Source organism: Chromobacterium sp. LK1 (genome assembly GCF_001043555.1).
GTDB lineage: Bacteria > Pseudomonadota > Gammaproteobacteria > Burkholderiales > Chromobacteriaceae > Chromobacterium > Chromobacterium aquaticum.
On record NZ_LDUI01000058.1, the window covers coordinates 19,123 to 40,558 of the forward strand.

At 62.6% G+C, this 21,436-nt stretch carries 27 protein-coding genes; 22 read left to right on the top strand and 5 right to left on the bottom strand.

Annotated elements, in window-relative coordinates; translation table 11 throughout:
• The first annotated feature begins 127 nt into the window (after positions 1 to 127).
• The 4 genes from VI26_RS21415 to VI26_RS21430 all read left to right on the top strand — a co-directional run bounded on the left by VI26_RS21415 (position 128) and on the right by VI26_RS21430 (position 2,606).
• The gene (locus VI26_RS21415) at positions 128 to 715 is read left to right on the top strand and encodes an HD family hydrolase (RefSeq protein WP_231581080.1); all 588 of its coding nucleotides are present in this window, start codon (positions 128 to 130) and stop codon (positions 713 to 715) included.
• 239 nt (positions 716 to 954) lie between these two features.
• Positions 955 to 1,158: a cold-shock protein gene (locus tag VI26_RS21420; RefSeq protein WP_019101682.1), complete on the top strand. Its 204-nt coding sequence runs from the start codon at positions 955 to 957 to the stop codon at positions 1,156 to 1,158.
• Between the two features lie 81 nt (positions 1,159 to 1,239).
• A complete protein-coding gene (locus tag VI26_RS21425) occupies positions 1,240 to 1,800 on the top strand; it encodes a DUF1415 domain-containing protein (protein WP_048411801.1) in 561 nt (186 codons plus the stop codon).
• 71 nt (positions 1,801 to 1,871) lie between these two features.
• The gene (locus tag VI26_RS21430) at positions 1,872 to 2,606 is read left to right on the top strand and encodes a hypothetical protein (protein WP_048411802.1); all 735 of its coding nucleotides are present in this window, start codon (positions 1,872 to 1,874) and stop codon (positions 2,604 to 2,606) included.
• A 10-nt stretch (positions 2,607 to 2,616) separates the two neighbouring features.
• Here the strand turns inward: VI26_RS21430 and VI26_RS21435 are convergent, their stop codons facing one another.
• The 3 genes from VI26_RS21435 to VI26_RS21445 form a co-directional block, all read right to left on the bottom strand.
• A complete protein-coding gene (locus tag VI26_RS21435; RefSeq protein WP_048411803.1) occupies positions 2,617 to 3,192 on the bottom strand; it encodes a lysophospholipid acyltransferase family protein in 576 nt (191 codons plus the stop codon).
• A gap of 194 nt (positions 3,193 to 3,386) precedes the next feature.
• The gene (locus VI26_RS21440) at positions 3,387 to 4,013 is read right to left on the bottom strand and encodes a metalloregulator ArsR/SmtB family transcription factor (RefSeq protein WP_048411804.1); all 627 of its coding nucleotides are present in this window, start codon (positions 4,011 to 4,013) and stop codon (positions 3,387 to 3,389) included.
• A gap of 11 nt (positions 4,014 to 4,024) precedes the next feature.
• Complete coding sequence (locus VI26_RS21445; RefSeq protein ID WP_048411805.1) at positions 4,025 to 5,245, bottom strand: MFS transporter; 1,221 nt, start codon at positions 5,243 to 5,245, stop codon at positions 4,025 to 4,027.
• 217 nt (positions 5,246 to 5,462) lie between these two features.
• Between VI26_RS21445 and VI26_RS21450 the strand changes: the two genes are divergently transcribed.
• From VI26_RS21450 to msrB, 4 genes are all read left to right on the top strand, one after another.
• A complete protein-coding gene (locus VI26_RS21450; protein ID WP_048411806.1) occupies positions 5,463 to 5,690 on the top strand; it encodes a glycine zipper 2TM domain-containing protein in 228 nt (75 codons plus the stop codon).
• A gap of 96 nt (positions 5,691 to 5,786) precedes the next feature.
• The gene (locus VI26_RS21455; RefSeq protein ID WP_231581081.1) at positions 5,787 to 7,154 is read left to right on the top strand and encodes a deoxyguanosinetriphosphate triphosphohydrolase; all 1,368 of its coding nucleotides are present in this window, start codon (positions 5,787 to 5,789) and stop codon (positions 7,152 to 7,154) included.
• 46 nt (positions 7,155 to 7,200) lie between these two features.
• Positions 7,201 to 7,842 carry a histidine phosphatase family protein gene (locus tag VI26_RS21460; protein WP_048411807.1) on the top strand — a complete coding sequence of 214 codons (642 nt, stop codon included), beginning with the start codon at positions 7,201 to 7,203 and terminating at the stop codon, positions 7,840 to 7,842.
• Positions 7,843 to 7,912: 70 nt separating this feature from the next.
• Entirely contained in the window at positions 7,913 to 8,308 is a 396-nt protein-coding gene (gene msrB, locus VI26_RS21465) for a peptide-methionine (R)-S-oxide reductase MsrB (protein ID WP_156183988.1), read from the top strand.
• A gap of 142 nt (positions 8,309 to 8,450) precedes the next feature.
• Here the strand turns inward: msrB and VI26_RS21470 are convergent, their stop codons facing one another.
• Positions 8,451 to 9,077 carry a TetR/AcrR family transcriptional regulator gene (locus VI26_RS21470; RefSeq protein ID WP_048411808.1) on the bottom strand — a complete coding sequence of 209 codons (627 nt, stop codon included), beginning with the start codon at positions 9,075 to 9,077 and terminating at the stop codon, positions 8,451 to 8,453.
• 120 nt (positions 9,078 to 9,197) lie between these two features.
• Here VI26_RS21470 and VI26_RS21475 point away from each other — a divergent pair, with 120 nt between their 5' ends.
• The 13 genes from VI26_RS21475 (at position 9,198) to groL (ending at position 19,492) form a co-directional block, all read left to right on the top strand.
• Positions 9,198 to 10,475, top strand: coding sequence for an NAD(P)/FAD-dependent oxidoreductase (locus VI26_RS21475; protein WP_048411809.1), 1,278 nt, complete (start codon positions 9,198 to 9,200; stop codon positions 10,473 to 10,475).
• A 2-nt stretch (positions 10,476 to 10,477) separates the two neighbouring features.
• On the top strand, positions 10,478 to 11,254 hold the full coding sequence (locus tag VI26_RS21480; protein ID WP_048411810.1) for a DUF1365 domain-containing protein: 777 nt from the start codon (positions 10,478 to 10,480) through the stop codon (positions 11,252 to 11,254).
• Entirely contained in the window at positions 11,251 to 12,453 is a 1,203-nt protein-coding gene (locus tag VI26_RS21485) for a cyclopropane-fatty-acyl-phospholipid synthase family protein (protein WP_048411811.1), read from the top strand. The genes VI26_RS21480 and VI26_RS21485 overlap by 4 nt, the downstream gene beginning before the upstream one ends.
• A gap of 2 nt (positions 12,454 to 12,455) precedes the next feature.
• The gene (locus VI26_RS21490) at positions 12,456 to 12,989 is read left to right on the top strand and encodes a DUF3833 domain-containing protein (RefSeq protein WP_048411812.1); all 534 of its coding nucleotides are present in this window, start codon (positions 12,456 to 12,458) and stop codon (positions 12,987 to 12,989) included.
• On the top strand, positions 12,986 to 13,765 hold the full coding sequence (locus tag VI26_RS21495) for an SDR family NAD(P)-dependent oxidoreductase (protein WP_048411813.1): 780 nt from the start codon (positions 12,986 to 12,988) through the stop codon (positions 13,763 to 13,765). Before VI26_RS21490 ends, VI26_RS21495 begins: the two co-directional genes overlap by 4 nt.
• A complete protein-coding gene (locus VI26_RS21500) occupies positions 13,762 to 14,196 on the top strand; it encodes a nuclear transport factor 2 family protein (RefSeq protein WP_048411814.1) in 435 nt (144 codons plus the stop codon). Before VI26_RS21495 ends, VI26_RS21500 begins: the two co-directional genes overlap by 4 nt.
• A gap of 68 nt (positions 14,197 to 14,264) precedes the next feature.
• On the top strand, positions 14,265 to 14,354 hold the full coding sequence (locus VI26_RS25115) for a DUF2256 domain-containing protein (RefSeq protein WP_231138347.1): 90 nt from the start codon (positions 14,265 to 14,267) through the stop codon (positions 14,352 to 14,354).
• The gene (locus VI26_RS21505; protein WP_048411815.1) at positions 14,351 to 15,880 is read left to right on the top strand and encodes a cryptochrome/photolyase family protein; all 1,530 of its coding nucleotides are present in this window, start codon (positions 14,351 to 14,353) and stop codon (positions 15,878 to 15,880) included. The genes VI26_RS25115 and VI26_RS21505 overlap by 4 nt, the downstream gene beginning before the upstream one ends.
• 7 nt (positions 15,881 to 15,887) lie before the next feature.
• Positions 15,888 to 16,424, top strand: coding sequence for a lipocalin family protein (locus VI26_RS21510; protein ID WP_197081560.1), 537 nt, complete (start codon positions 15,888 to 15,890; stop codon positions 16,422 to 16,424).
• Entirely contained in the window at positions 16,411 to 16,638 is a 228-nt protein-coding gene (locus VI26_RS21515) for a TIGR02450 family Trp-rich protein (protein WP_048411816.1), read from the top strand. Before VI26_RS21510 ends, VI26_RS21515 begins: the two co-directional genes overlap by 14 nt.
• Before the next feature lie 97 nt (positions 16,639 to 16,735).
• On the top strand, positions 16,736 to 17,362 hold the full coding sequence (locus VI26_RS21520) for a hypothetical protein (RefSeq protein ID WP_048411817.1): 627 nt from the start codon (positions 16,736 to 16,738) through the stop codon (positions 17,360 to 17,362).
• 166 nt (positions 17,363 to 17,528) lie between these two features.
• Positions 17,529 to 17,846: a co-chaperone GroES gene (gene groES / locus VI26_RS21525; RefSeq protein WP_048411818.1), complete on the top strand. Its 318-nt coding sequence runs from the start codon at positions 17,529 to 17,531 to the stop codon at positions 17,844 to 17,846.
• 29 nt (positions 17,847 to 17,875) lie between these two features.
• Positions 17,876 to 19,492 (top strand): chaperonin GroEL, encoded by a 1,617-nt coding sequence (gene groL / locus VI26_RS21530; protein ID WP_048411819.1) that lies wholly within the window; start codon positions 17,876 to 17,878, stop codon positions 19,490 to 19,492.
• A gap of 300 nt (positions 19,493 to 19,792) precedes the next feature.
• Here the strand turns inward: groL and VI26_RS21535 are convergent, their stop codons facing one another.
• A complete protein-coding gene (locus tag VI26_RS21535) occupies positions 19,793 to 20,410 on the bottom strand; it encodes a GDP-mannose pyrophosphatase (protein WP_048411820.1) in 618 nt (205 codons plus the stop codon).
• A gap of 48 nt (positions 20,411 to 20,458) precedes the next feature.
• Here VI26_RS21535 and VI26_RS21540 point away from each other — a divergent pair, with 48 nt between their 5' ends.
• Positions 20,459 to 21,244: a DeoR/GlpR family DNA-binding transcription regulator gene (locus VI26_RS21540; protein WP_197081561.1), complete on the top strand. Its 786-nt coding sequence runs from the start codon at positions 20,459 to 20,461 to the stop codon at positions 21,242 to 21,244.
• Positions 21,245 to 21,436: the final 192 nt, after the last annotated feature.

Here is a 21,436-nt window from a genome sequence, read left to right on the forward strand (position 1 = left end):
ATTCCCAGTATATGCAGCATGCGGCAAAGCGTGCGACGACACCCTTCTCAAAGCGCCGTCCGCCGCGCATAATTTGCGCCCCGGCGCCTCGCCAAGCCTCTCTTTCCCCATCCCCATGCCAAACTCAATGGACACGCTGCAGCAGCATATCGCCTTCATCATCGAAGTGGACAAGCTCAAGACCGTGCTGCGCAAAACCAAGACCGCCCACGCCGACCGCTACGAAAACTCCGCGGAGCACAGCTGGCAGATCGCCTTGTTCGCGCTCAATCTGCGCGACTTCGCCGCCGAGCCGGTGGACATCGACAAGGTGGTGCGCATGTTGTTAATTCATGACCTGGGGGAAATCGACACCGGCGACACCCTGGTCTATGCCGCAGGCGGCGCCGCCGAGCGCGAAGCCGAGGAGCTGGCGGCGATGCGCCGCATCCTGGGCCTGCTGCCCCAGCCCATGTCCGGGCAACTGCTGGCGCTGTGGCAGGAGTTCGAAGCGCGCAAGAGTCCGGAAGCGCGTTTCGCCCGCGCGATAGACCGGCTGATGCCCATCCTGCTGAACCTGCGATCCGGCGGCCAAAGCTGGCGCGAGAACGGCGTCAGCAAAGAAAAGGTGCTGGCGATGGCGGTTGGAAAAGTGGAGGACGGCTGTCCGCTGGCCGCGAACTGGCTGCGCGCGGAATTGGAGCGCGCGGAGCAGGCCGGTTATTTCGGCGCCTGAGCGTCTTGCCGCAAAAACCGGCACAAAGGCCAGGGCTTCTGAAAAAACAGCAGAAAAACCCTGACAGCCATGCAGAAAACGCTTGCCATGTCCCGGAACTATAGGCACTATTCCTGCCGCAGGATGCTCAAGTTGTGGATGTGTTGTTGTCGTAGTGGCATTAAGTCCGTACCTCAGTCGCCATTTCCCTTGAACTTCGTGCCTTTTATTTCAACTGCTCGTTTTGAGGAATAAACAAAATGGCAACCGGTACCGTTAAGTGGTTCAACGACTCCAAAGGTTTTGGCTTTATCACCCCGGATGAAGGCGGCGACGACGTGTTCGCTCACTTCTCCCAGATCAATGCCAAAGGCTTCCGCACCCTGGCCGAAAACCAGCGCGTTAGCTTTGACGTCGTAGACGGCCCGAAAGGCAAACAAGCCTCCAACATCCAGCCCATCTAATCCTCGCGATTAGTACAGCTTGATGAAAACCCGGCCTCGCGCCGGGTTTTTTGCATTCACGCCCCAACGCAAGGACTCCCCATGCCCGCCCTCGACGACCACGAAGCCATCATCGCCACCACCAAGGAATGGCTGGAAAAAGCGGTGATCGGACTGAATCTGTGTCCATTCGCCAAAAGCGTCTACGTGAAGCAGCAAGTGCGCTACGTGGTCAGCGACGCCAGCCGGCCGGACCAACTGGCGCAAGAACTGGCCACCGAGCTGCAATTGCTGGCCGACACCGATCCGAGCGAAATCGACACCACCTTGCTGATCCACCCGCGCGCGCTGCAGCGCTTCCTGGATTTCAACGACTTCCTCGATATCGCCGACGCCATCGTCGAGGACATGGGACTGGACGGCGAACTGCAAGTGGCCAGCTTCCACCCCAAGTTCCAGTTCGAGGGCAGCGGCGTCAACGATATCGAGAACTACACCAACCGCGCGCCCTACCCCACGCTGCACCTGCTGCGCGAAGCCAGCATCGGCCGCGCGGTGGAGGCCTTCCCGCAGGCGGAAGCGATTTACGAAAAGAATATCGAGACTCTGCAACAGCTGGGCCTGGACGGCTGGAAAGCGCTGTTCGCCAACAAGACGCCGTAAACCGCGCATTGCCAAGCGCGCCGCGCGCATGGTACACCAACGGGCATCCAACCCTTGGAGTTCAGCCGCCCATGTCGCTCAGGCCCCTGCTGCCGCTCGCCGCGCTATTGTTGAGCGCCTGCGCTTACACCCCGGTGCAGAAACCCGTCGCCGGCGATGATTTCCGCGGCAACGAACTGGGACAAAGCAGCGCCAACCGCATGGCCAACCTGGCCATGCGCGACAATCTGGCCAGCCTGCAAACCCTGCTGGAAAAACTGTACAAGCGCAATCCCAAGGAATGGCGCAAGGCCGGCGCCGCCGACTACCCGTCGGCGCTGCGCCAGGTCATGGCCGCCATCCGCAACAACACGCCGCTGCCGGCGCTGCGCGGACAGCGCTCCATCGCCGCGATGAGCACCGCCTTCGATCCCGGCTTCGGCGGCGACCGCGCCGGCGCGCTGATCTACGGCATAGGCTCGATGCTGGTGGACGCCTACGGCGGCCGCACCGAGCTGTTCCTGGTGCATGGGCTGGACGCGCAGCAACTGGCCAACGCCTCGCACAATCTGGAAGTGGCAGCCTGGATGCTGAACAACCGCCAAATCAGCGGCGCCCCGGTGCTGCTGTCCAATGAAATCGGCAGCGTGCGCAATCTGTCCTTCGAGCGCGAGTTCGGCAAGATGATGGCCAGACTGGACCTGCTGGCGGAACTGAGCGACGAGAAACTGCGCCGCAGCGCCATCGATTTCGGCCAATCGCTGATCGCCGGGCCCTTCCTGCAATTCCTGCCGGTCAGCGCCGCCGCCCAGGCGGCGGCGCCGTGAAGCGCCGGACTCAGCCTCGGCGCGGGTGCTTGCCTATCTTGTCGCTGTAGAACGCGCGGATGCGCGGCATATCGGCGTCGATATCGCCGCTGGGCTGGAACATCGGGCCAAAGCCCGCCTCCTTGCGACTGTAATCCAGATAGGCCAGCGCCACCGGCACGCCGGCGCCGCAGGCAATGTGATAAAAGCCGGTTTTCCACTCGTCCACCGCCTTGCGGGTGCCCTCGGGCGGAATCGCCACCACCAGGCGGCTGGAACGCTGGTACACCTCCACCATCTGCTGCACCAGGGAGTTGTTCTGATGCCGCTTGACCGGAATGCCGCCCAGCCAGCGCATCAGCGGGCCCATCGGGCCGGCGAACAGCGTGTGCTTGCCCATCCAGTAAATCTTGGCCCGCGAAGCGAAGCACAAGGCCAGCGTCAGCGGGAAATCCCAGTTGCTGGTATGCGGCGCGCCGATCAGCACGTATTTGTCCAGCTTGGGGAATTCCCCCCGTAGCTTCCAGCCGCTCAATTTGAGCAGCACGATGGATAGCCAGCGGAACAAGGGCCGGATCACAGGCGTGTCGAAAATGGTGAAGTGCATGAGGGTCCTGAGCAAGGGCCTTGCCGCAGGACGGGAGAGCAGCAGTATAGACATGGCGCCGCCCAGCGTCGGGCAAGCGCCAACCACGTGGAAAAACGCCGGAATGTACCTGATAAAACCATCCGGGTAAATCTGTATTGCGAAATACAATCAGGCCACGCAAGCCCATGAATTCAAACGGCAAGCGCGCCGGCTCAGTCCGGCAATGGCACGATGCGGTACACGCAGCGCCGCCCGCCGTCGGCCAGCGCATGCTCGACGCGCTCCACCGCCGCCGCCGGCCCCAGCACACGCTCAAACAGCGCCAGCTCCGAGCGGCACAAACCCTGGCACTGCCGCGCCGCCGCGCAGATCGGACAATGATTCTCCAATAGCAGCCAGCCGGCGCCGTCCGGCTGCAATTCCGCCATATAGCCTTCCTGGCTGCGTATCCGCGCCAGCGCGTCCAGCCGCTGCGGCAGACCCTCCGCACCGGACATCGCCTGGCGGTAATCCGCTTCCGACTGCTCCTCGCGGCGCTGGATCAGACGCTCCAGCCCGGCCTCGCCGAACACCGCCCGCACCTGCTCCAGCAATTGCAGCGTCAAGTCCGAGTGACGGTCGGGAAAACGGCCATGACCGCGCTCGCTCAAACGCCAGAGCTGAACCGGCCTGCCCACGCCCTGAGCCTGGGTTTCCGTCTCCGCCAGCCCCTTCTCCTCCAAGGCCTGCAACTGCTTGCGCGCGCCCATGCTGGTCAGCCCCAGTTCCGCCGCCAGCGCCTGCGCCGTCAGCGCTCCGCGCGTTTTCAGCAGATACAGCGCCCGATCCGCGCTATTCATGCCCGCTCCCGTCACGCTTGCGCCGCATCGCGGATCACTCCCTGCAAACTGACGGCGGCCACCGCGCAAGTCAGCGCGCCCAGGACCAGCACCAGGCGGGTATCCAGAATGGTCAGCACGCTGCCCAGCAAGGCCACCAGCACATTGGCCACGCAGAAAATCGTGGTCAGCAAACCCATCACGCTGCCCTGCCCCAGGCTGGCGAAACGCTCGGAGCACCAGCTGGGCAGGATGGCGTTGTAAATCGCCAGCGGCACGCCCAGCGCCACGATCAGGCCGACGCCGGTCCACGGCAGCTCCGCCAGCAGGCTCAGCGCCAACAAGCCCAGCGCCACCCAGCCGGCATTGAGCCGCGCCAGCTCCAATGGCGCCCGCTGATGCCCAAGCTTGCCCAGCAAGGCGCTGGCCGAGGTCATCAGCACGCACATCGCCGCGGTCACCAGCGCGATGCCGCGACTGTCCAGCCGCGCGTACTCCACCAGCCACAAGGGATAGAACTCGTAAAACGCGTTGACCCCGATGGCGAACGCCAGCTGCATCCAGAACAAGCGCGCCAGCAGCGGATCCGCCGCCAAGAGCCGGAAGGAGTGCTGGCCGCGCATCACCTGCAGCAAGGACTGGTCCTGATGCATGCGCTCGCCGGTTTCCGGCAGGAAGGCCAGCAACACCAGCAGGCACAGCAACATCGCGCCGGCCGCCAGCAGGAAGGGCACCGCCTCGCCCAGCGGCAAAGTCAGTCCGCCGATCAGCGGCCCCACCAGCCAGCCGGTGTACAGCACCGCATTGAGGATGGCGAAGGAGCGCGCGCGATCAAGCTGCGGATGCAGATCCGCGACAATGGCCCGCGCCACCGCCACATTGCCCTCGGTCAGGCCGGTGACGAAGCGCGCCATCACGAACAGCAAATACCAACGGCTCCACAGCGCATACGCCGTCAGCAGATAGCCGGCGAAGGTCAGCAGCAAGGTGCCGGTCAGCACCCGCCACCGTCCCAGCCGGTCCGACAAGGCGCCGATCAAGGTGCTGCCCAACAAGATGCCCAGCGGGTTGGCCGCCAATGCCAGGCCCAGCAGCAACTTGGGCGGCAGGCCCAGGAAATGGTTGAAACCGTCCGGCGCGGAATCCACGAAGATGGGCGCTAGAATGGGATAAGGCATGGCCACGCCGGCCGTGCTCATCAGCGCCACCAGACAGACTGTCAGCAGAATCAGTTTTGGATGGGAAACATTCATGACGCATACCAATTGCACGATGGCCCATGCTAAACCGGCCCCGGCAATAAGTAAACAAAATAGTTTACTTAAACTTTCTTTCCCCGCGGAAAAATATCAATACAGCATATGGAATGCTGTACGTATGGTTACGAAATGTCGCGCAAAAAAAGGAACCAGATGGCATTCCCGGCGTCTCAAACAGCACAAGACCTACTTTATGTTTTTGGAGACTCTCATGACATCGATTACCAGCAAGCCCGCCTTTAAAGCGATTGCCGCCAGCCTGCTCGCCGTCAGCCTATTGTCCGGCTGCGCCAATATGTCCAAGCGTCAGCAAAACACCGCCATCGGCGCGGCCGCCGGCGCCGTGCTCGGCTCCGTGCTCACCGGCGGCGACGCCATCGGCACCGTGGGCGGCGCGGCGGTGGGCGGCGTGATCGGCCACCAGACCGGCAAACGCTGAAACCCAGCCTGATTTCACCGAGCCAGCCTTGCGCTGGCTCTTTTGTTTTGTGCGCCGCGCCCATATCATCAAAGCACTAGCATCACGGGCCACGCCATGACTTCCACCGCACGCATGAATTGGGAACGACTCCTCTCCACCAAACGCTTCAAGGTCATCCAGGGCCAAGTCAAGGAGACCCGCACCCCGGCCACCGAGGAAGGCAGCCCCGGACTGCGCACCGATTTCCACATCGACCACGACCGCGTGGTGTTCTCCAGCGCCTTCCGCCGGCTGGGACGCAAGACCCAGGTCCACCCGCTGGCGCGCCACGATCACACCCACAACCGCCTGACCCACAGCGTGGAAGTGGCCAGCGTGGGCCGCAGCCTGGGCAACCGCGTCGGCATGATGATGCAGCACGCCCGCCTGCTGCCGGACAACTACACCCCGCACGACATCGGCGCCGTGGTGCAAGTGGCCTGCCTGGCTCACGACATCGGCAATCCGCCCTTCGGCCACACCGGCGAATACGCGCTGCGCGACTGGTTCCGCGCCGAGCGCAACGCGCACTGGCTGCACGGCCTGGCGCCGGAGGAAATCCGCGACGTGCAGACCTACGAAGGCAACGCCCACGGCCTGCGCATGCTGGCCACGCTGGAGATGTACACCGGCGAAGGCGGCATGCGCCTCACCGCCGCCGCGCTGGGCGCGCTGATCAAATACCCGTGGACATCGGACGCCGAAGCCGCCCAGGCGCGCGACAAATTCAATATCTACCGCACCGAGCTGCCCTATTTCCAACGCGTGGCCGCGGAGCTGGGCCTGCTGCCCAAGGGCGTGATGCAATGGAGCCGCCACCCGCTGTCCTACCTGATGGAAGCCGCCGACGACATCTGCTACGCCATCCTGGATCTGGAGGACGCGGTGGAGATCGGCATCCTGGACTTCAAGGAATTCGAAACCCTGTTCTCCGGCTTCACCGAATACGAACGCATCTGGGACATGCAGGATGTGAGGCAGAAATGCGGCACCCTGCGCGGCATCGCCATCGGCCGCTGCGTCAGCGAAGTGGCGGAGAAATTCATGCTGCACCACGACAGCCTGCTGCGCGGCGAATTTCCGGCCAAGGACTTGATCAATCTATGCGGCTCGCAAGTGCAGGACGCGCTGATCCACGCCAAGGAACTGGCCAGCACCCGCGTCTACCGCCACCGCACCAAGCTGGTGACCGAACTCGCCTCCTACCCGTGCATGGCCGGCATCCTGGACGCGCTGATCCCCGCCGCCCACGCTTACATCAACAAGGGCGCCGAGCGCCTGAGCCCGCGCGAACACCTGGCCATGGGCTTGCTGGAACAGCATATCCGCGGTGACGACAGCCTGTATCAGGCCTATATGAAAGTATTGGACTTCGTCGGCGGCATGACCGACAACTACGCCGCCAACCTGGCGCGCGACATTTCCGGCGTGGGCATTCTGTAACTCCGCCCCGCCGTATTTTCGGCAGTTAAAAGACAGAAAGACAGGAATGCAGCACACCACCCGTTTTTGCATCGTCCGCCATGGCGAAACCGACTGGAACCGCGAATATCGATTGCAAGGCCACACCGACATCCCCCTCAACCCCACCGGCCAGGAACAGGCGGCCAGCCTGGGCCGCGCGCTATGGCCGGGGCGTTACGCCTTCGACGCGCTCTACGTCAGCGACCTGACCCGCACCCGCCAAACCGCCGCGCCGCTGCAAGCCGGCCTGGGCCTGGCGCCCACCTACAGCGCCGCATTGCGCGAGCGCCACATGGGCGTGTTCCAGGGCCTGACCTATGCCGAGGCGGAACACCGCATCCGCGACGACTATCTGCAACTCAAATCCCGCGATCCGGATTACGACCTCAAGGGCGGGGAAAGCCTCAACGTCTTCATGCGCCGCATCGGCGACGGCTTCACCGACATCGCTCGCCGCCACCTGGGCCAGACCCTGCTGGTGGTCACCCACGGCGGCGTGCTGGAAATGATGTATCGGCTGGCCACCGGCAAACCGATGTCCGAAGCCCGCGACTTCCCCATCCCCAACGCGGCCTTGAACTGGCTGAGCTATTGCGATGGACACTGGCGCGTGGACCAATGGGCCGACGAATCCCACCTGGCCGCCGCGCTGGACGAAATCCAGTAAACACGGCAGCCGCTGTAAGCCGCGGCTGCGCCTGGCGACTCACTGCCAAGCGCCCATCACGGAGAACCTCATGAGCACCCGCAAAACCGATCAAGAATGGCAAGGGCAGCTGACGCCGGAACAATATCGCGTCACCCGCCAGGCCGGCACCGAACGCCCGTTCAGCGGCGAACACTATACCCGCACCGAGAACGGCGACTATCACTGCGTCTGCTGCGGCACCCTGCTGTTCCACAGCGACAGCAAGTACGACCCCGGCTGCGGCTGGCCCAGCTTCTGGGCCGAAGCCGCCGGCGCGCGCATCGCCCGCATCGTCGACCACTCCCACGGCATGACTCGGGTCGAAGTGCGCTGCTCGGAATGCGACGCCCACCTGGGCCACGTCTTCCCGGACGGCCCCGAACCCAGCGGCGAGCGCTACTGCATCAACTCGGTGGCGCTGACGTTCACGCCCAAGACTCGATAGTGGGTTTTCAGAGTTATTGAAAACTCTGTGCACATAGTTGAAATCGCAGCAGCATGGGGCATAACCTTCACTGGTTATGCCCTTGCTTATTCCCCGCTAAAATCCTTTCGGTCCCCCTCCTTGCCTCCGCTATTCAAGAGCCTCATCCGGCTTTCCCGGCTCCAGCGGACATCCCTTCAAAACAAAGCTGCAGCATGTGCTTGATGATGTCTTCATCCTGGTATTTCCCATACACGCGCAGGTACTCCACCGCTGGGTCACAGGTTCGAGAGTAGTAGCTGAAAAGGATGACATCCGTTGGCATCTCCGCCTTCAATTCACCTTGTTTCTTGGCCTGCTCGACAATGCCTTGCAAGGTCTTGTGCAATTTAATGACCCGGCCAACGTAAGTCATGCTGCGCGTCAACATGCCGCGCACTTGCGGGCTGGCAGACGGCAAGAAGGGCAATCCGCCAGCCAGCCGCACCCTTAGCGCCCAGTCCAAGAGGTCTCGCAGGCGGGCCAGTGGGCTCAACCTTGAGTCTTGTCGGGCCAAATAGCGCAGGGCATCGTCCAGCAAACGGATCATCACCTCGGTGGCCAGCTCATCCTTGGATTTGAAATGCTTGTACAGGCTGGGTTTGGAAATACCCGCTTCGTTCGCCACATCGTCCATGGTCATGAGATCGAAGCCCTTGCTCGCCAGCATGCGCGTCGTCGCGTCCAACACTGCCTGTTCACGCAGCTTGAAAGCCTGATCTTTGAAGCTGAGCCTGCCTAAAATACCCATTGGTAACACCTTTTACTGATTGGTAGCATTTTTTCCAAACCGGTTATATCCTGAATATAAAGCACCGCCCAGCGGCTGCCAAGTTAACCCGCTCAACCCATACGCCCATAGGACGCATCGGTGAATACTCAGCAGCGACAACACATCGCCGTCATTGGCGCCGGCATCTCCGGTCTGGCCTGCGCGCACTTTTTGGCCCGCGGTCACAACATTACCCTATTCGAAGATGCCGATTACCTGGGCGGCCACGCCCATACCGTCGACATCGCGATGGATGGCGTCCGCTTTGCCGTCGACACGGGCTTTCTGGTGTACAACGATCGCACCTACCCTAACCTGATCGCGCTATTTGCCGAGCTGGGCATCGTCAGCCACCCCAGCGACATGTCATTCAGCGTTTCACTGGACCAGGGCCAGCTGGAATGGGCGGGCAGCAGTCTGGACACCGTGTTCGCCCAACGCCGCAATCTGTTGTCGCCGGGATTTTGGGGCATGCTGACCGACATTATCCGTTTCAACCGCGCCGCGCCGCGCAACCTGAAACGGGCCGTCGAATCGCCGCTCACGCTGGGCCAGTTGCTTGAAGCGGACCGCTATGGCGCACGCTTCCGCGATCACTATCTGCTGCCGATGGCCGCGGCCATCTGGTCCAGCCCCTGCCGCGACATCCTGTCTTTCCCCGCGGAAACCTTTCTGCGTTTCAGCCTCAACCATGGCCTCTTGCAGTTGAGCAACCGGCCGCAGTGGCGGACGGTGCGGGATGGCGCGCGCCAGTATGTGCAAAAAATCGCGGTCGGCTTGAATGATGTTCGGCTGTCCACCCCGGTACTGCGCGTCTGTCGGGAAGCTGGCCGAGTGCGCGTGCACACCGCGCATGGCGAGGAATGTTTCGACAGCGTGGTATTCGCTACCCACGCCCCTCAAACGCTGGCGCTGCTGGCCGATGCCGACGAGCGCGAACGGTCGCTGCTATCCGCGGTGCGCTACCAAGCCAATGAGGCCGTGCTGCATACCGATGTCTCCTTGCTGCCGCGCAGCCCTCGCGCCTGGGCGGCCTGGAACTTCTTGGCCGAAGGGAAAGACGATGGACGCGCCGTGGGCGTGAGCTATCTATTGAACCGATTACAGCCGCTGCCGGTGGAAACCCCGGTGATGGTCACGCTTAATCCGACGCAAGAGCCGGATCCGGCCAAGGTGCTGGGCCGCTACCATTACGAACACCCGCTGTTGGACAACGCCGCCATCGCCGCGCAAAAAGCGCTATCCAAAATCCAGGGGCGACGCGGCTGCTGGTTCACTGGCGCCTGGACTGGCTACGGCTTCCATGAGGATGGCCTGAAATCGGCCTTGCGCGTGGCACAGGATTTTGGCCTGGCACCCACCTGGGCGAGGCTGTAAACATGAGCACGGCCTATCTGCTGACCGGACACGTGATGCACCATCGCTTACGCCCGGCCGCCAATCGCTTCGTCTACCCGGTGTTTTGCTTGCGGCTCAAGCTATCCGCGCTGGAAAACATGCGCGGGCCATGGTTTGGCGTGGACTGCCGCCGGCCGCTGTCGCTGCGCACGCGCGACTACGGCCCGCGCGACGGCTCGCCGCTATTGCCCTGGATTCGTGCGCGCCTGGACGAAGCCGGCCTTCCCTGCGATGGCGAGGTCTGGCTGCAAACCTTCCCGCGCGTGTTCGGCTACGCCTTCAATCCGGTCAGTTTCTGGCACTGCCACGACGCCGCTGGCCAGTTGATCGCCGTGCTGGCCGAGGTGAACAACACCTTTGGCGAAAGACATGGCTATCTACTCAGCCAAACCGACGGAGGGCCGATTAGCGCCTCCAGCCAGTTGGTCTGCCGCAAACTGCTGCATGTCTCCCCGTTTTGCCAAGTGGAAGGCCATTATCGATTCCGCTTCGTGGAACAAGCGGGCCGCGCGCTGACACGGATCGATTATCACGACGCCAACGGCGCTCTGCTTCACACCTCGATATCCGGCCGCTTGCGCGCCTTGAGCTCGGCCACAGCGGCGGCCGCCTTGCTGCGCCAGCCTCTGCTCACCCTGGGCGTCATCGCCCGCATTCACTGGCAGGCGCTGAAGCTTTGGCTAAAACGCGTACCCTTTTCCCGCAAACCCCATCCCCCCGCCACCGCCCTCAGCCGTGGCCAGGAGCTGAAACCATGAGCGCGAGCCAACCCCTCTCCTTGTCCCACCCCAAGTTTCCCGCGGCGGGGCGCGCGCTGCTCGCGATACTGGCTCAATTGCGCCACGGCAGCCTTAAGGTGGTCACGCCAGATGGCGAGACCTTATGGTTTGGCGTGGCCCAAACGCAAGTCAGCGCGGAGTTGACGCTACGGGACTGGCGCGCCTGCGCCCGCATCCTGTCCGGCGGCGACATCGGCTTTGCCGAGGCCTATCGTGACGGCTGGTTGGACTGCCCGGACCTGACAGGGCTGCTGCAACTGATGCTGCGCAATGAAGACGCCTTGCAATTGGGGGCGCTGGGCCGTTGGGCCGCGCGTTTGTGGCACAGGCTGCGCCATCTCCTGCGCGTCAACAGCCGCCGCGGCAGCCGCCGCAACATCCATGCCCATTACGATATCGGCAACGATTTTTACAAACTGTGGCTGGACCCAAGCTGGACTTACTCCAGCGCATGGTTCGACGGCGACTACAGCCAGCCCTTGGCCCAAGCGCAGGCGCGCAAGTACCAACGCATTTGCGAGCAGTTGAAGCTACGCCCCGGCATGCGGGTGCTGGAAATCGGCTGCGGCTGGGGAGGGTTCGCCGAACACGCAGCCGGTCTCGGCGTCTCCGTGCACGGCATCACCATTTCGGATGCGCAACTGAGCTTCGCACGCCGCCGCCTTGCCAAGGAGCCGCTAGTCACACTGGAACACCGCGACTACCGCGATCTGAGCGGCCAATACGACGCCATCGTGTCGATCGAAATGTTCGAGGCGGTGGGCGAGCGTTACTGGCGCGGCTATTTCGACACCCTGCGCCGCTGCCTGAAGCCGGGCGGCCAAGCGCTGGCGCAAAGCATCACCATCGATGAATCGCGTTTCGAGGCCTACCGCGCCAGCACCGATTTCATCCAGGCCTTCATCTTCCCCGGCGGCATGCTTCCCAGCCGCGAGCGTTTTGAGCGCGCGGCGCATCAAAGCGGGCTGGCCAGCCGCAAGCGCCTGGATTTCGGCGCGGACTACGCGGAAACGCTGCGCCGCTGGCGCCAGGCCTTCGAGACCCATCTGGACGCCATTCGCGGCCAGGGTTTCGACGAGGCCTTCATTCGGCTGTGGCGGCTTTACCTGTGCTACTGCGAAGCGGGTTTCGATGCGGGACGCATCGGCGTGTCGCAGTTTCTGCTGCAAAGGACGTAACCATGCGCGCCCCCGCCTGGCTCGCCGCGCTGCTCCTGCTGGCAGGCTGCGCCGCTCCAACGGTTGGAGATTACGCCGCCAACCGCCCGCTGCTAGATCCCGGCCGGTTTTTCCTTGGCCAAACCAAGGCCTGGGGCATGTATCAGGACCGGCAAGGCCGCCTGCTCAAGCGCTTCACCGTCGACATGGACGGCGAACGCCACGGCGAGGAGTTGGTGTTGACCGAGCGCTTTCTTTACAGCGACGGCAGCCGACAACAACGCGTGTGGCGGCTCAAGCCCATCGGCCAGGGCCGCTGGCGAGGCCTGGCCGACGACGTGGAGGGGGAAGCCATGGGCGAGACGGCCGGCAACGCGCTGCGCTGGCGCTACACGCTGAAGTTGCCGGTGGAGGGCGAGGAATACCTGGTCCAGTTCGATGACTGGATGTTCCTGCAAGACGAGCGCAGCCTGCTCAACCGCGCGGTCATGAGCAAGTTTGGTTTCCGCTTGGGCGAGGTCACGCTGTTTTTCCACAAACCGGAGTCAGGGTCATGACACTGCGCCTTAATCCTCGCATCGCCGATTGGCGCGCGCGCCGGGTATGGGTGATAGGCGCGTCCAGCGGCATCGGCGCGGCATTGGCCGACGAGCTGCTATCGGCCGGCGCCCAAGTCATCCTCTCCGCCCGACGCGCCGAACCGATGCGCATGCTGGCGGCAGAGCGCCCGGGCGCGCAAGTGGAAACGCTGGACGTGACCGATCCGGCCGCCTGGCGGGCCGCTTGGTCGCGCCTGGAAGCCGCCAGCGCGCTGCCCGACCTCGTGGTGTTCTGCGCGGCGGACTACCGTCCGCAAACCTGCCTGGATCTGCACGCCGATGAAACCCGCGGCCTGCTCGACACCAATCTGCTCGGCGTCTACCACGGGCTGGAAGTGGTGTTGCCGGCGCTGGCGCGGCAAGGCCGCGGCGGCGTGGCGCTGATCGCCAGCGTGGCGGGTTATGTCGGCCTGCCCGGCGCCGCAGTGTACGGCCCCGGCAAGGCGGCGCTGATCAATCTGGCGGAAATCCTCTACGCGGAACTCAAGCCGCATGGCGTGGCGGTTTATCTGATCAATCCCGGCTTCGTGGCCACACCGCTGACCGCCAAGAACGATTTTTCCATGCCGGCGCTGCTCACGCCGCGCCGGGCGGCTCGCGACATCATGCGCGGGCTGGCCCGCGGCGCGTTTGAAATTCACTTTCCGCTGCGCTTCACCGTATGGCTCAAACTACTGCGGCTGCTGCCTTACCGGCTGCGGCTACCCTTGCTCGCGAGGTTGGCACGACCATGAAACGCATCCCCACTCAAGCCGATTGGCAAGCTTTGCTCGACTGGTATCAAACGCTGACACCGCAAACCTTGCCGGACATTGGTCTTTTCTACGCGGAAGACGCCCGCTTCAAGGACCCCTTCAACGACGTGCGCGGCGTGATCAGAATCCAGGCGGTGTTTCACCACATGTTCAAGACGCTGGAACAGCCCCGCTTCACGGTCATCCACGCGCTACGGGATGGCGACCAGGCCTTCATCACCTGGGATTTCGATTTTGCCTATGCCGGTCGCAAGGTCAATATTCACGGCGGCAGCCATTTGCAGTTCGATGCCGACGGCAAAATCACGCTGCACCGCGACTACTGGGACGCCGCCGAAGAATTGTTCGAGAAAATCCCCCTGCTTGGGCTGCCGGTGGCCTGGCTGCGCAAAAAACTGAAGGTAGCGTGATGGCGCGGATATTCAAGGGCAATAAGGCGGCATTGCCATCCAAGCGCTGCGCTGCCTGCGGCCTTCCGATGAGCTGGCGCAAAAAATGGCGCAATAATTGGGATGCCGTCCAATACTGCTCCGAACGCTGCCGCCGTCAGAAGGACATGGCCCAATGACTCTCTTGCGGCTGATTCTGGGCGACCAGCTCAACCCCAACCATAGTTGGTTCACCGCCCCCGACCCCGAGGTGGTGCATGTGATGATGGAAATCCGCCAGGAAACGGATTACGTACGCCACCACGCGCAGAAAATCCTGGCCATCTTCGCCGCGATGCGTGATTTTGCAAGCCAACTGAAGGCCTTGGGGCATCGAGTGCGCTACATCGCCATCGACGACGGAAGCAACCGCCAATCGTTAATCGGCAATTTGGATGCGCTGATCCGCCACTACGGCGCGACGAGGGTGGAATACCTGGCTCCGGACGAATGGCGGCTGGATCATCAACTCGCCAGTTGGGGCGCGGATTTATCCATTCCATGCCACATGGCGGACAGCGAGCACTTCTACACCGCTCGCGGCGACGCCGCCGCGTTCTTCGGCGCGCGGCGGCAATGGCGGCAGGAGACCCTATATCGTCACCTGCGGCGCCAGCACGGCATTTTGGTGGACGAGAACGGCGAACCCGCCGACGGGCGCTGGAATTTCGATGCCGACAACCGTCAGCGCTGGTCCGGCAGCCCGCCGGAACCCAATGACCCTCGCCCTGAGCATGACCACCGCGGGCTGTGGCAATCCATAAGCGACGCCGGTGTGGACAGTTTCGGTCAGCCTCAGGCCAAAGCGCTGCGCTGGCCGCTCAAGCGCGCCGAGGCGCAGGCCCTACTGCGCGACTTTATCGAGCGGACGCTGCCGCACTTTGGCGCTTATCAGGACGCGATGAGCCGGCATGCGCGGCGCTTGTTTCATTCCCAGCTTTCCTTCGCCCTCAATGTGAAAATGCTCAATCCGCGCGAGGTGGTGGACGCCGCCATCGCCGCCTGGCGCTCGGGCCGCGCGCCACTGGCCGCGGTGGAGGGCTTTGTGCGGCAGATACTGGGCTGGCGCGAATACGTGCGAGGCGTCTATTGGGCCAAGATGCCCGGCTACCGCGACAATAACGCCCTGTCGCACAGTCTGCCGCTGCCGCGCTGGTTCTGGGATGGCGCAACGGGCATGCGGTGTCTTGCTCACGCCATCGGCCAATCGCTGGAAGACGCCTACGCCCACCACATCCAGCGGCTGATGGTGATCGGAAATTTCGGACTGATCGCCGGCCTGTCGCCGCAGGCGCTGCATGAATGGTATTTGGGCGTCTACATCGATGCCTTCGAATGGGTGGAGTTGCCCAACACTCTGGGCATGAGCCAGTTCGCCGACGGCGGGCTGCTCGGCAGCAAGCCCTACGCCGGCAGCGCCGCTTATATCGGCCGCATGAGCGATTACTGCGCCGGCTGCCGCTACCGGCCCAAACTGCGCACCGGCCCGGACGCCTGTCCCTTTAATGCCCTGTACTGGAATTTTTTCCAGCGCCACCGCGCGCGGCTGGCGGCCAATCCGCGACTCAGCCTGGTCTATCGCCAGCTGGACAAGCTGCCGGATGCCGAACAAGCCGCTATCGCCGCTCACGCGGCGGCGCTGCAAGCCGATCTCGACACACTGTGAGCCCGATATGTTGAAAAAAACCCTCGCTCTACTGGCGATTGCCCTATTGCCGCTTACCGGCTGCAACACCCTGCCGCCGCCGGACGTCACCCCTGTGCAAGGCTTCCAACTGGAACGCTATCAGGGGCGCTGGTATGAAATCGCCCGTCTGGACCACCGTTTCGAACGGGGCCTGCAAGCGGTGAGCGCCGATTACAGTCGCAATAGCGACGGCAGCATCCGCGTGGTCAACTGCGGCTTTGACACCGCCGCCGCCAGTTGGCGCGAAGCCGTGGGCAAGGCCTGGTTCAACGGCCGCGCCGACGTCGCCTCGCTGAAAGTGTCGTTCTTTGGCCCGTTCTACGGCGGCTACCACGTGGCGGCGCTGGACCCCGGCTATCGCTGGGCGGTGGTAGTGGGACCGGACAAGGACTACTTGTGGCTGCTGTCGCGCGACAAGCAGCCCGTCCCCGAGGCCAAGTCCGCTCTGCTGGCGGTGGCGGCCAAATTGGACGTAGCCACCGAGAAGTTGATTTGGGTGAGTCAGGATCGTGACGACAACTAGGCGGCTCAACCCGGAAAAATTGCTGCTGAGCAAGTGGACCGCCGCCGCGCCGCGCGACAAGGAAAAACACTTCCTGGTGGTGGCGCTGGGACGGCCCGCGCCCGACTGCCCGGTAGAAACGGTAACGCTGGAGGCGGTGTACACCCGGCACCAGCAAACCATGCCGTGGCAGGCTCTGCGCGACGACGAGCAATGGCGGCAAGGCTGGAAATAAACGCCCAGCCAAATTCACCAGGCTGACGCTTGCCTGGCACCGATAATCTTTTTATCGTTAATACATGTCTTCGCGTCCATTGTCATGGAGTGTTGCCGTGGAGTTGTTCGATACCTTGTCCGCTCAAATCCGCCATATGCGTCTGCCGCTATTCGCGGTCAGTCTCAGCGCGGTGCCCTTTCCCGATACGCCCTTGCTGTTGATGCTGCATTGGCATGGTTTCCGCCGCCCAGGACCCGGCCACGGCCAAGATGGCGAGCCCTTGCTTCGGCAAGTGCCGGCATCGGCCTTGCAACTGACGCGCAGATGGGGCGCTCTATCGCTGATAGAAGAAGACATTCTGGACGCGGCCTGGCAACTGGGCGCCTGGAACCTGCTGCGCGACGAGCGGCGCGGCTGCAACACCATGGGCGCGGCCGCAGGGGAAGAGCTGGCCTGCCGCCAGGCTTTCGGCGATCTGCCGCCTATCTCAGGGCAGGAAAGTGTCTTGGCGGAAGCGCCCGACGGCCCGGAGCTGATGCGGCTGGCCTCCCGCCGGGGCTATGTTTCCTGGCAGTTCCGTCCGGTACACGGCGGGATATGGCGCGATCTGGCCGAAGACGACACCCTGAGCGAGGAAGGCCTGCGCAAACCTCCCTGCCCCCTCAGGCCGCGCCTCTGCCATGGAGGCAAGGCGACCAGAACGGAGTACCGTTTTGGCCGCGTCGAACGCATCATTTTGTAGTCTCGTTTTTTCTGCAAAAAACCCCTTGAAAAGTTTTTGGCCCGCCCTTACTTCGTCTTTCGTCAACCATTCCGGCTGACTTTGACCGGTAACAGCGGGCCTTTTCGCGCCTGCCGCTCGGTCTTACATCCCGTTTCCAATGATCTGAATCGCACAGGAGATTGATATGCAAATCCGTCCTCTGCACGACCGGATTATCGTCAAGCGGATCGAGAAGGTCCGCCAGACTGCTTCCGGCATCGTCATCCCCGATAGCGCCGCTGAAAAACCGGAACAGGGCGAAGTTCTCGCCGTTGGCCCTGGCAAGCGCTTGCAAGACGGCACATTGTTGCCGATGCAGCTGCAGGTGGGCGATCTGGTCTTGTTCGGCAAATACGGCGGCCAGACCGTCAAGCTAAACGACCAGGAATACTTGGTGCTACGCGAAGAAGACGTCTTCGGGGTCGTTGAAGACGCTTCCCAATCCGGCCGCAAGGCTGCCTGATTTCCCACATTCATCACAGGAGTTAAACCATGGCTGCGAAAGAAGTCCGCTTCCACGACAACGCCCGTGAGCGCATCGTCAACGGCGTCAATGTGCTGGCTAATGCCGTCAAAGTCACCCTGGGTCCGAAAGGCCGCAACGTACTGTTGGCGCGCAGTTTCGGCGCGCCGCACATCACCAAGGATGGCGTGTCGGTCGCCAAGGAAATCGAACTGAAGGACCCATTCGAGAACATGGGCGCGCAGATGGTGAAAGAAGTGGCGTCCAAGACCGCCGACGTGGCGGGCGATGGCACCACCACCGCTACCGTGCTGGCACAGGCCATCGTGCAGGAAGGCATGAAGTATGTCGCTTCCGGCATGAATCCGATGGACCTGAAGCGCGGCATCGATAAAGCCGCCCATGCCGTGGTGAAAGAGCTGCAAACCTTGTCCAAGCCGGTGACCAACAGCAAGGAAACCGCCCAAGTCGCCGCGCTGTCCGCCAACTCCGACGAGTCCATCGGCAAGATCATCGCCGACGCCATGGAGAAGGTGGGCAAGGAAGGCGTGATCACCGTCGAGGACGGCAAATCCTTGGACAACGAATTGGCCGTCGTCGAGGGCATGCAGTTCGACCGCGGCTATCTGTCGCCCTACTTCATCACCGACCCGGAAAAACAGACCGCCGTGCTGGAAGACCCGCTGGTGCTGCTCTACGACAAGAAGATCAGCAATATCCGCGATCTGCTGCCGGTGCTGGAGCAAGTGGCCAAGGCCGGCAAGCCGCTGCTGATCGTCGCCGAAGACGTGGAAGGCGAAGCGCTGGCCACCCTGGTGGTGAACAGCATGCGCGGCATCCTGAAGGTAGCCGCCGTCAAGGCGCCGGGCTTTGGCGACCGCCGCAAGGCCATGCTGGAAGACATCGCCATCCTTACCGGCGGCACTGTCATTTCCGAGGAAACCGGTCTCACGCTGGAGAAGGCCGGCCTGGCGGAGTTGGGCAGCGCCAAGCGCGTGGAAATCGGCAAGGAGAATACCACCATCATCGACGGCGCGGGAGACAAGGCCAAGATCGATGCTCGCGTTCAGACCATACGCGCCCAGATCGACGCGGCCACTAGCGACTATGACCGCGAGAAACTGCAGGAGCGCGTGGCCAAGCTAGCTGGCGGCGTGGCGGTGATCCGCATAGGCGCGGCCACCGAAGTGGAAATGAAAGAGAAGAAAGACCGCGTGGACGACGCACTGCACGCCACCCGCGCCGCGGTGGAAGAAGGCATCGTTGCCGGCGGTGGCGTCGCCCTATTGCGCGCCCGTACCCACATCGGTGAACTCAAGGGCGACAACGCCGACCAGGATGCAGGCATCCAGATCGTGCTGCGCGCGCTGGAGGCGCCGCTGCGCGCCATCGCCGCCAATGCCGGCGACGAGCCGTCGGTGATCGTCAACAAGGTTCTGGAGGGCAAGGGCAGCCATGGCTACAACGCCGCCAGCGGCCAGTTTGGCGACTTGGTGGAAGTGGGTGTGATCGATCCGACCAAGGTGACGCGCACCGCGCTACAAAACGCCGCTTCCATCGCCAGCCTGATCCTGACCACTGACGCCACCGTGGCCGAAGCGGCGCAGGACAGCAAGGCCAGGGCTTCCGCGGAGCTGGATTACTGATCCGCAGCTTTCCCCCTTCGTCATTGGCCCGTGCTTAAGCGCGGGCTTTTTTTTGCGCGAGTATCTCTATTCGACTTCTAAAACAAAATGCGTCGCTCATGCCACAGGATTTTTTATTAACATTGCTGAAAGTTCAGTATTTTTCACTAAGTATGCGCAGTGCCTCCCTTCATCGGTGCACTCAAAAGTGAGAAAAGCCTTACTTGGCAAGGATGGAAGTTTTCACTTACTTTGCTTCCCTACATGTTGTAGGCAATGCGAGCCGGATCGCCGTTGGTTCAACTGCGCCATGGCCCGCAATCAAAATCCGTTGCGGCTTCCTGCTTGGCGTTCCTCCGTGATTTCGCTTAATGCCAGGTGCTGTAAGAGCATGATCGTCTTGCCATCGACGATTTCGCCGCTTTTGACCAAACGCAAAGCGGTCCGCAGCGGCATTTCGAGCACCTCAAGATCCTCGCCCTCGTCTTCGATTCCGCCGCCATCGCTTACGCGCATGGACGCGTCATAGTCCCCCAGATAGAAATAGAGCTTCTCGGTCACTGACCCCGGACTCATGTAAGCCTCAAATACCTTGCGGATATTGCTCACGCGGTACCCAGTCTCCTCTTCCGCCTCTAGGCGTATGCGCTCTTCCGGCGTGGCGTTGTCGAGCAAGCCCGCGGCCGCCTCGATCAACATGCCGTCGTGTCCGTTGACGAACACGGGCATCCGAAACTGGCGCGTGAGCACTACATTTCCCGTGCGCCGGCAATGCAACAGGATGGTTGCGCCGTTGCCGCGATCGTATGTTTCCCTGCTTTGACGCTGCCACCTGCCATCTCGGCGCAGAAAATCGAACGTCACCTTCTTCAGCGTGTACCAATTGTCGGAGAGTACGGTGGACTCGACGATGCGAACCCGGTCTTTCGTTGCAGCCATGGCGCCTCCAGTCGACAGCTAATAGAGGTGATGGTATCGTGCACACTCGTGCAACATCAAGATATTTCGTGCAAACATATGCTAACGACACAACGTAAGAAAGCCATCCTGGACGCGCTTGCTCGCGATGGCCAAGTGCTCGCCGGCGAGTTGAGCGTGGAGTTCGGCGTATCGGAAGACACGATTCGCCGGGACTTGCGTGAACTCGCTTCGGAGGGGTTATTGCAACGCGTTCACGGCGGCGCGTTGCCCGTTTCTCCTGCGCTCGCACCGTTCGAGCTGCGCCGGGACATTGAGTCGGCCGCCAAGCAAAGGATTGCACGGCAAGCGGCCGCGATGATCGTCCCCGGGCAGACAGCGATCATTGATGGCGGCACCACGTCGGCATTGCTGGTCAAGGCACTGCCCGCTGATCTGCGGGCGACGATCGTCACGCATAGCCCAAGCGTCGCCACGGCGCTCGCCGAGCATCCTTCGGTCGAAGTCATTCTGATAGGTGGACGGCTGTACAAGCATTCGATCGTCGCCGTCGGCGCCGCCGCGATCGAGGGCATCTCGCGCATCCATGCGGATTGGTACTTCATGGGCGTGACCGGTGTTCACCCCACGGCGGGCCTGAGCACCGGAGATTTTGAGGAAGCCGCGATCAAGCGCGCGCTCGCTGCGCGCGCGGCGGAGACGATCGTGCTGGCGTCGTCGTCGAAACTCAATGCGGCGTCGCCTTTCGTCATCGGTGAGATCACGCTCGCACAAACCATCGTCGTCGAGAAGGACGCCGACCGGGAATTGATGAGACAGATCGAAACAGCGGGGGTGACGGTCGTGCGTGCGTAGTGCTGCGGCAAGAGCCTGTTTCTGATCCCGCAAGCTCGGACGAGGCCAGGCGAAAACCGCTGAGGAAGCGGAATGTACATTCGGTACATGAGCATTTCGAAGCTGTTTTCAACGCCGCATCACCGCCGCGCAGCAGACTTTGAACAGGTTCTAAGAACCTGTTCAAAGGCTCGCGAGCAAGGGCGAGACAAG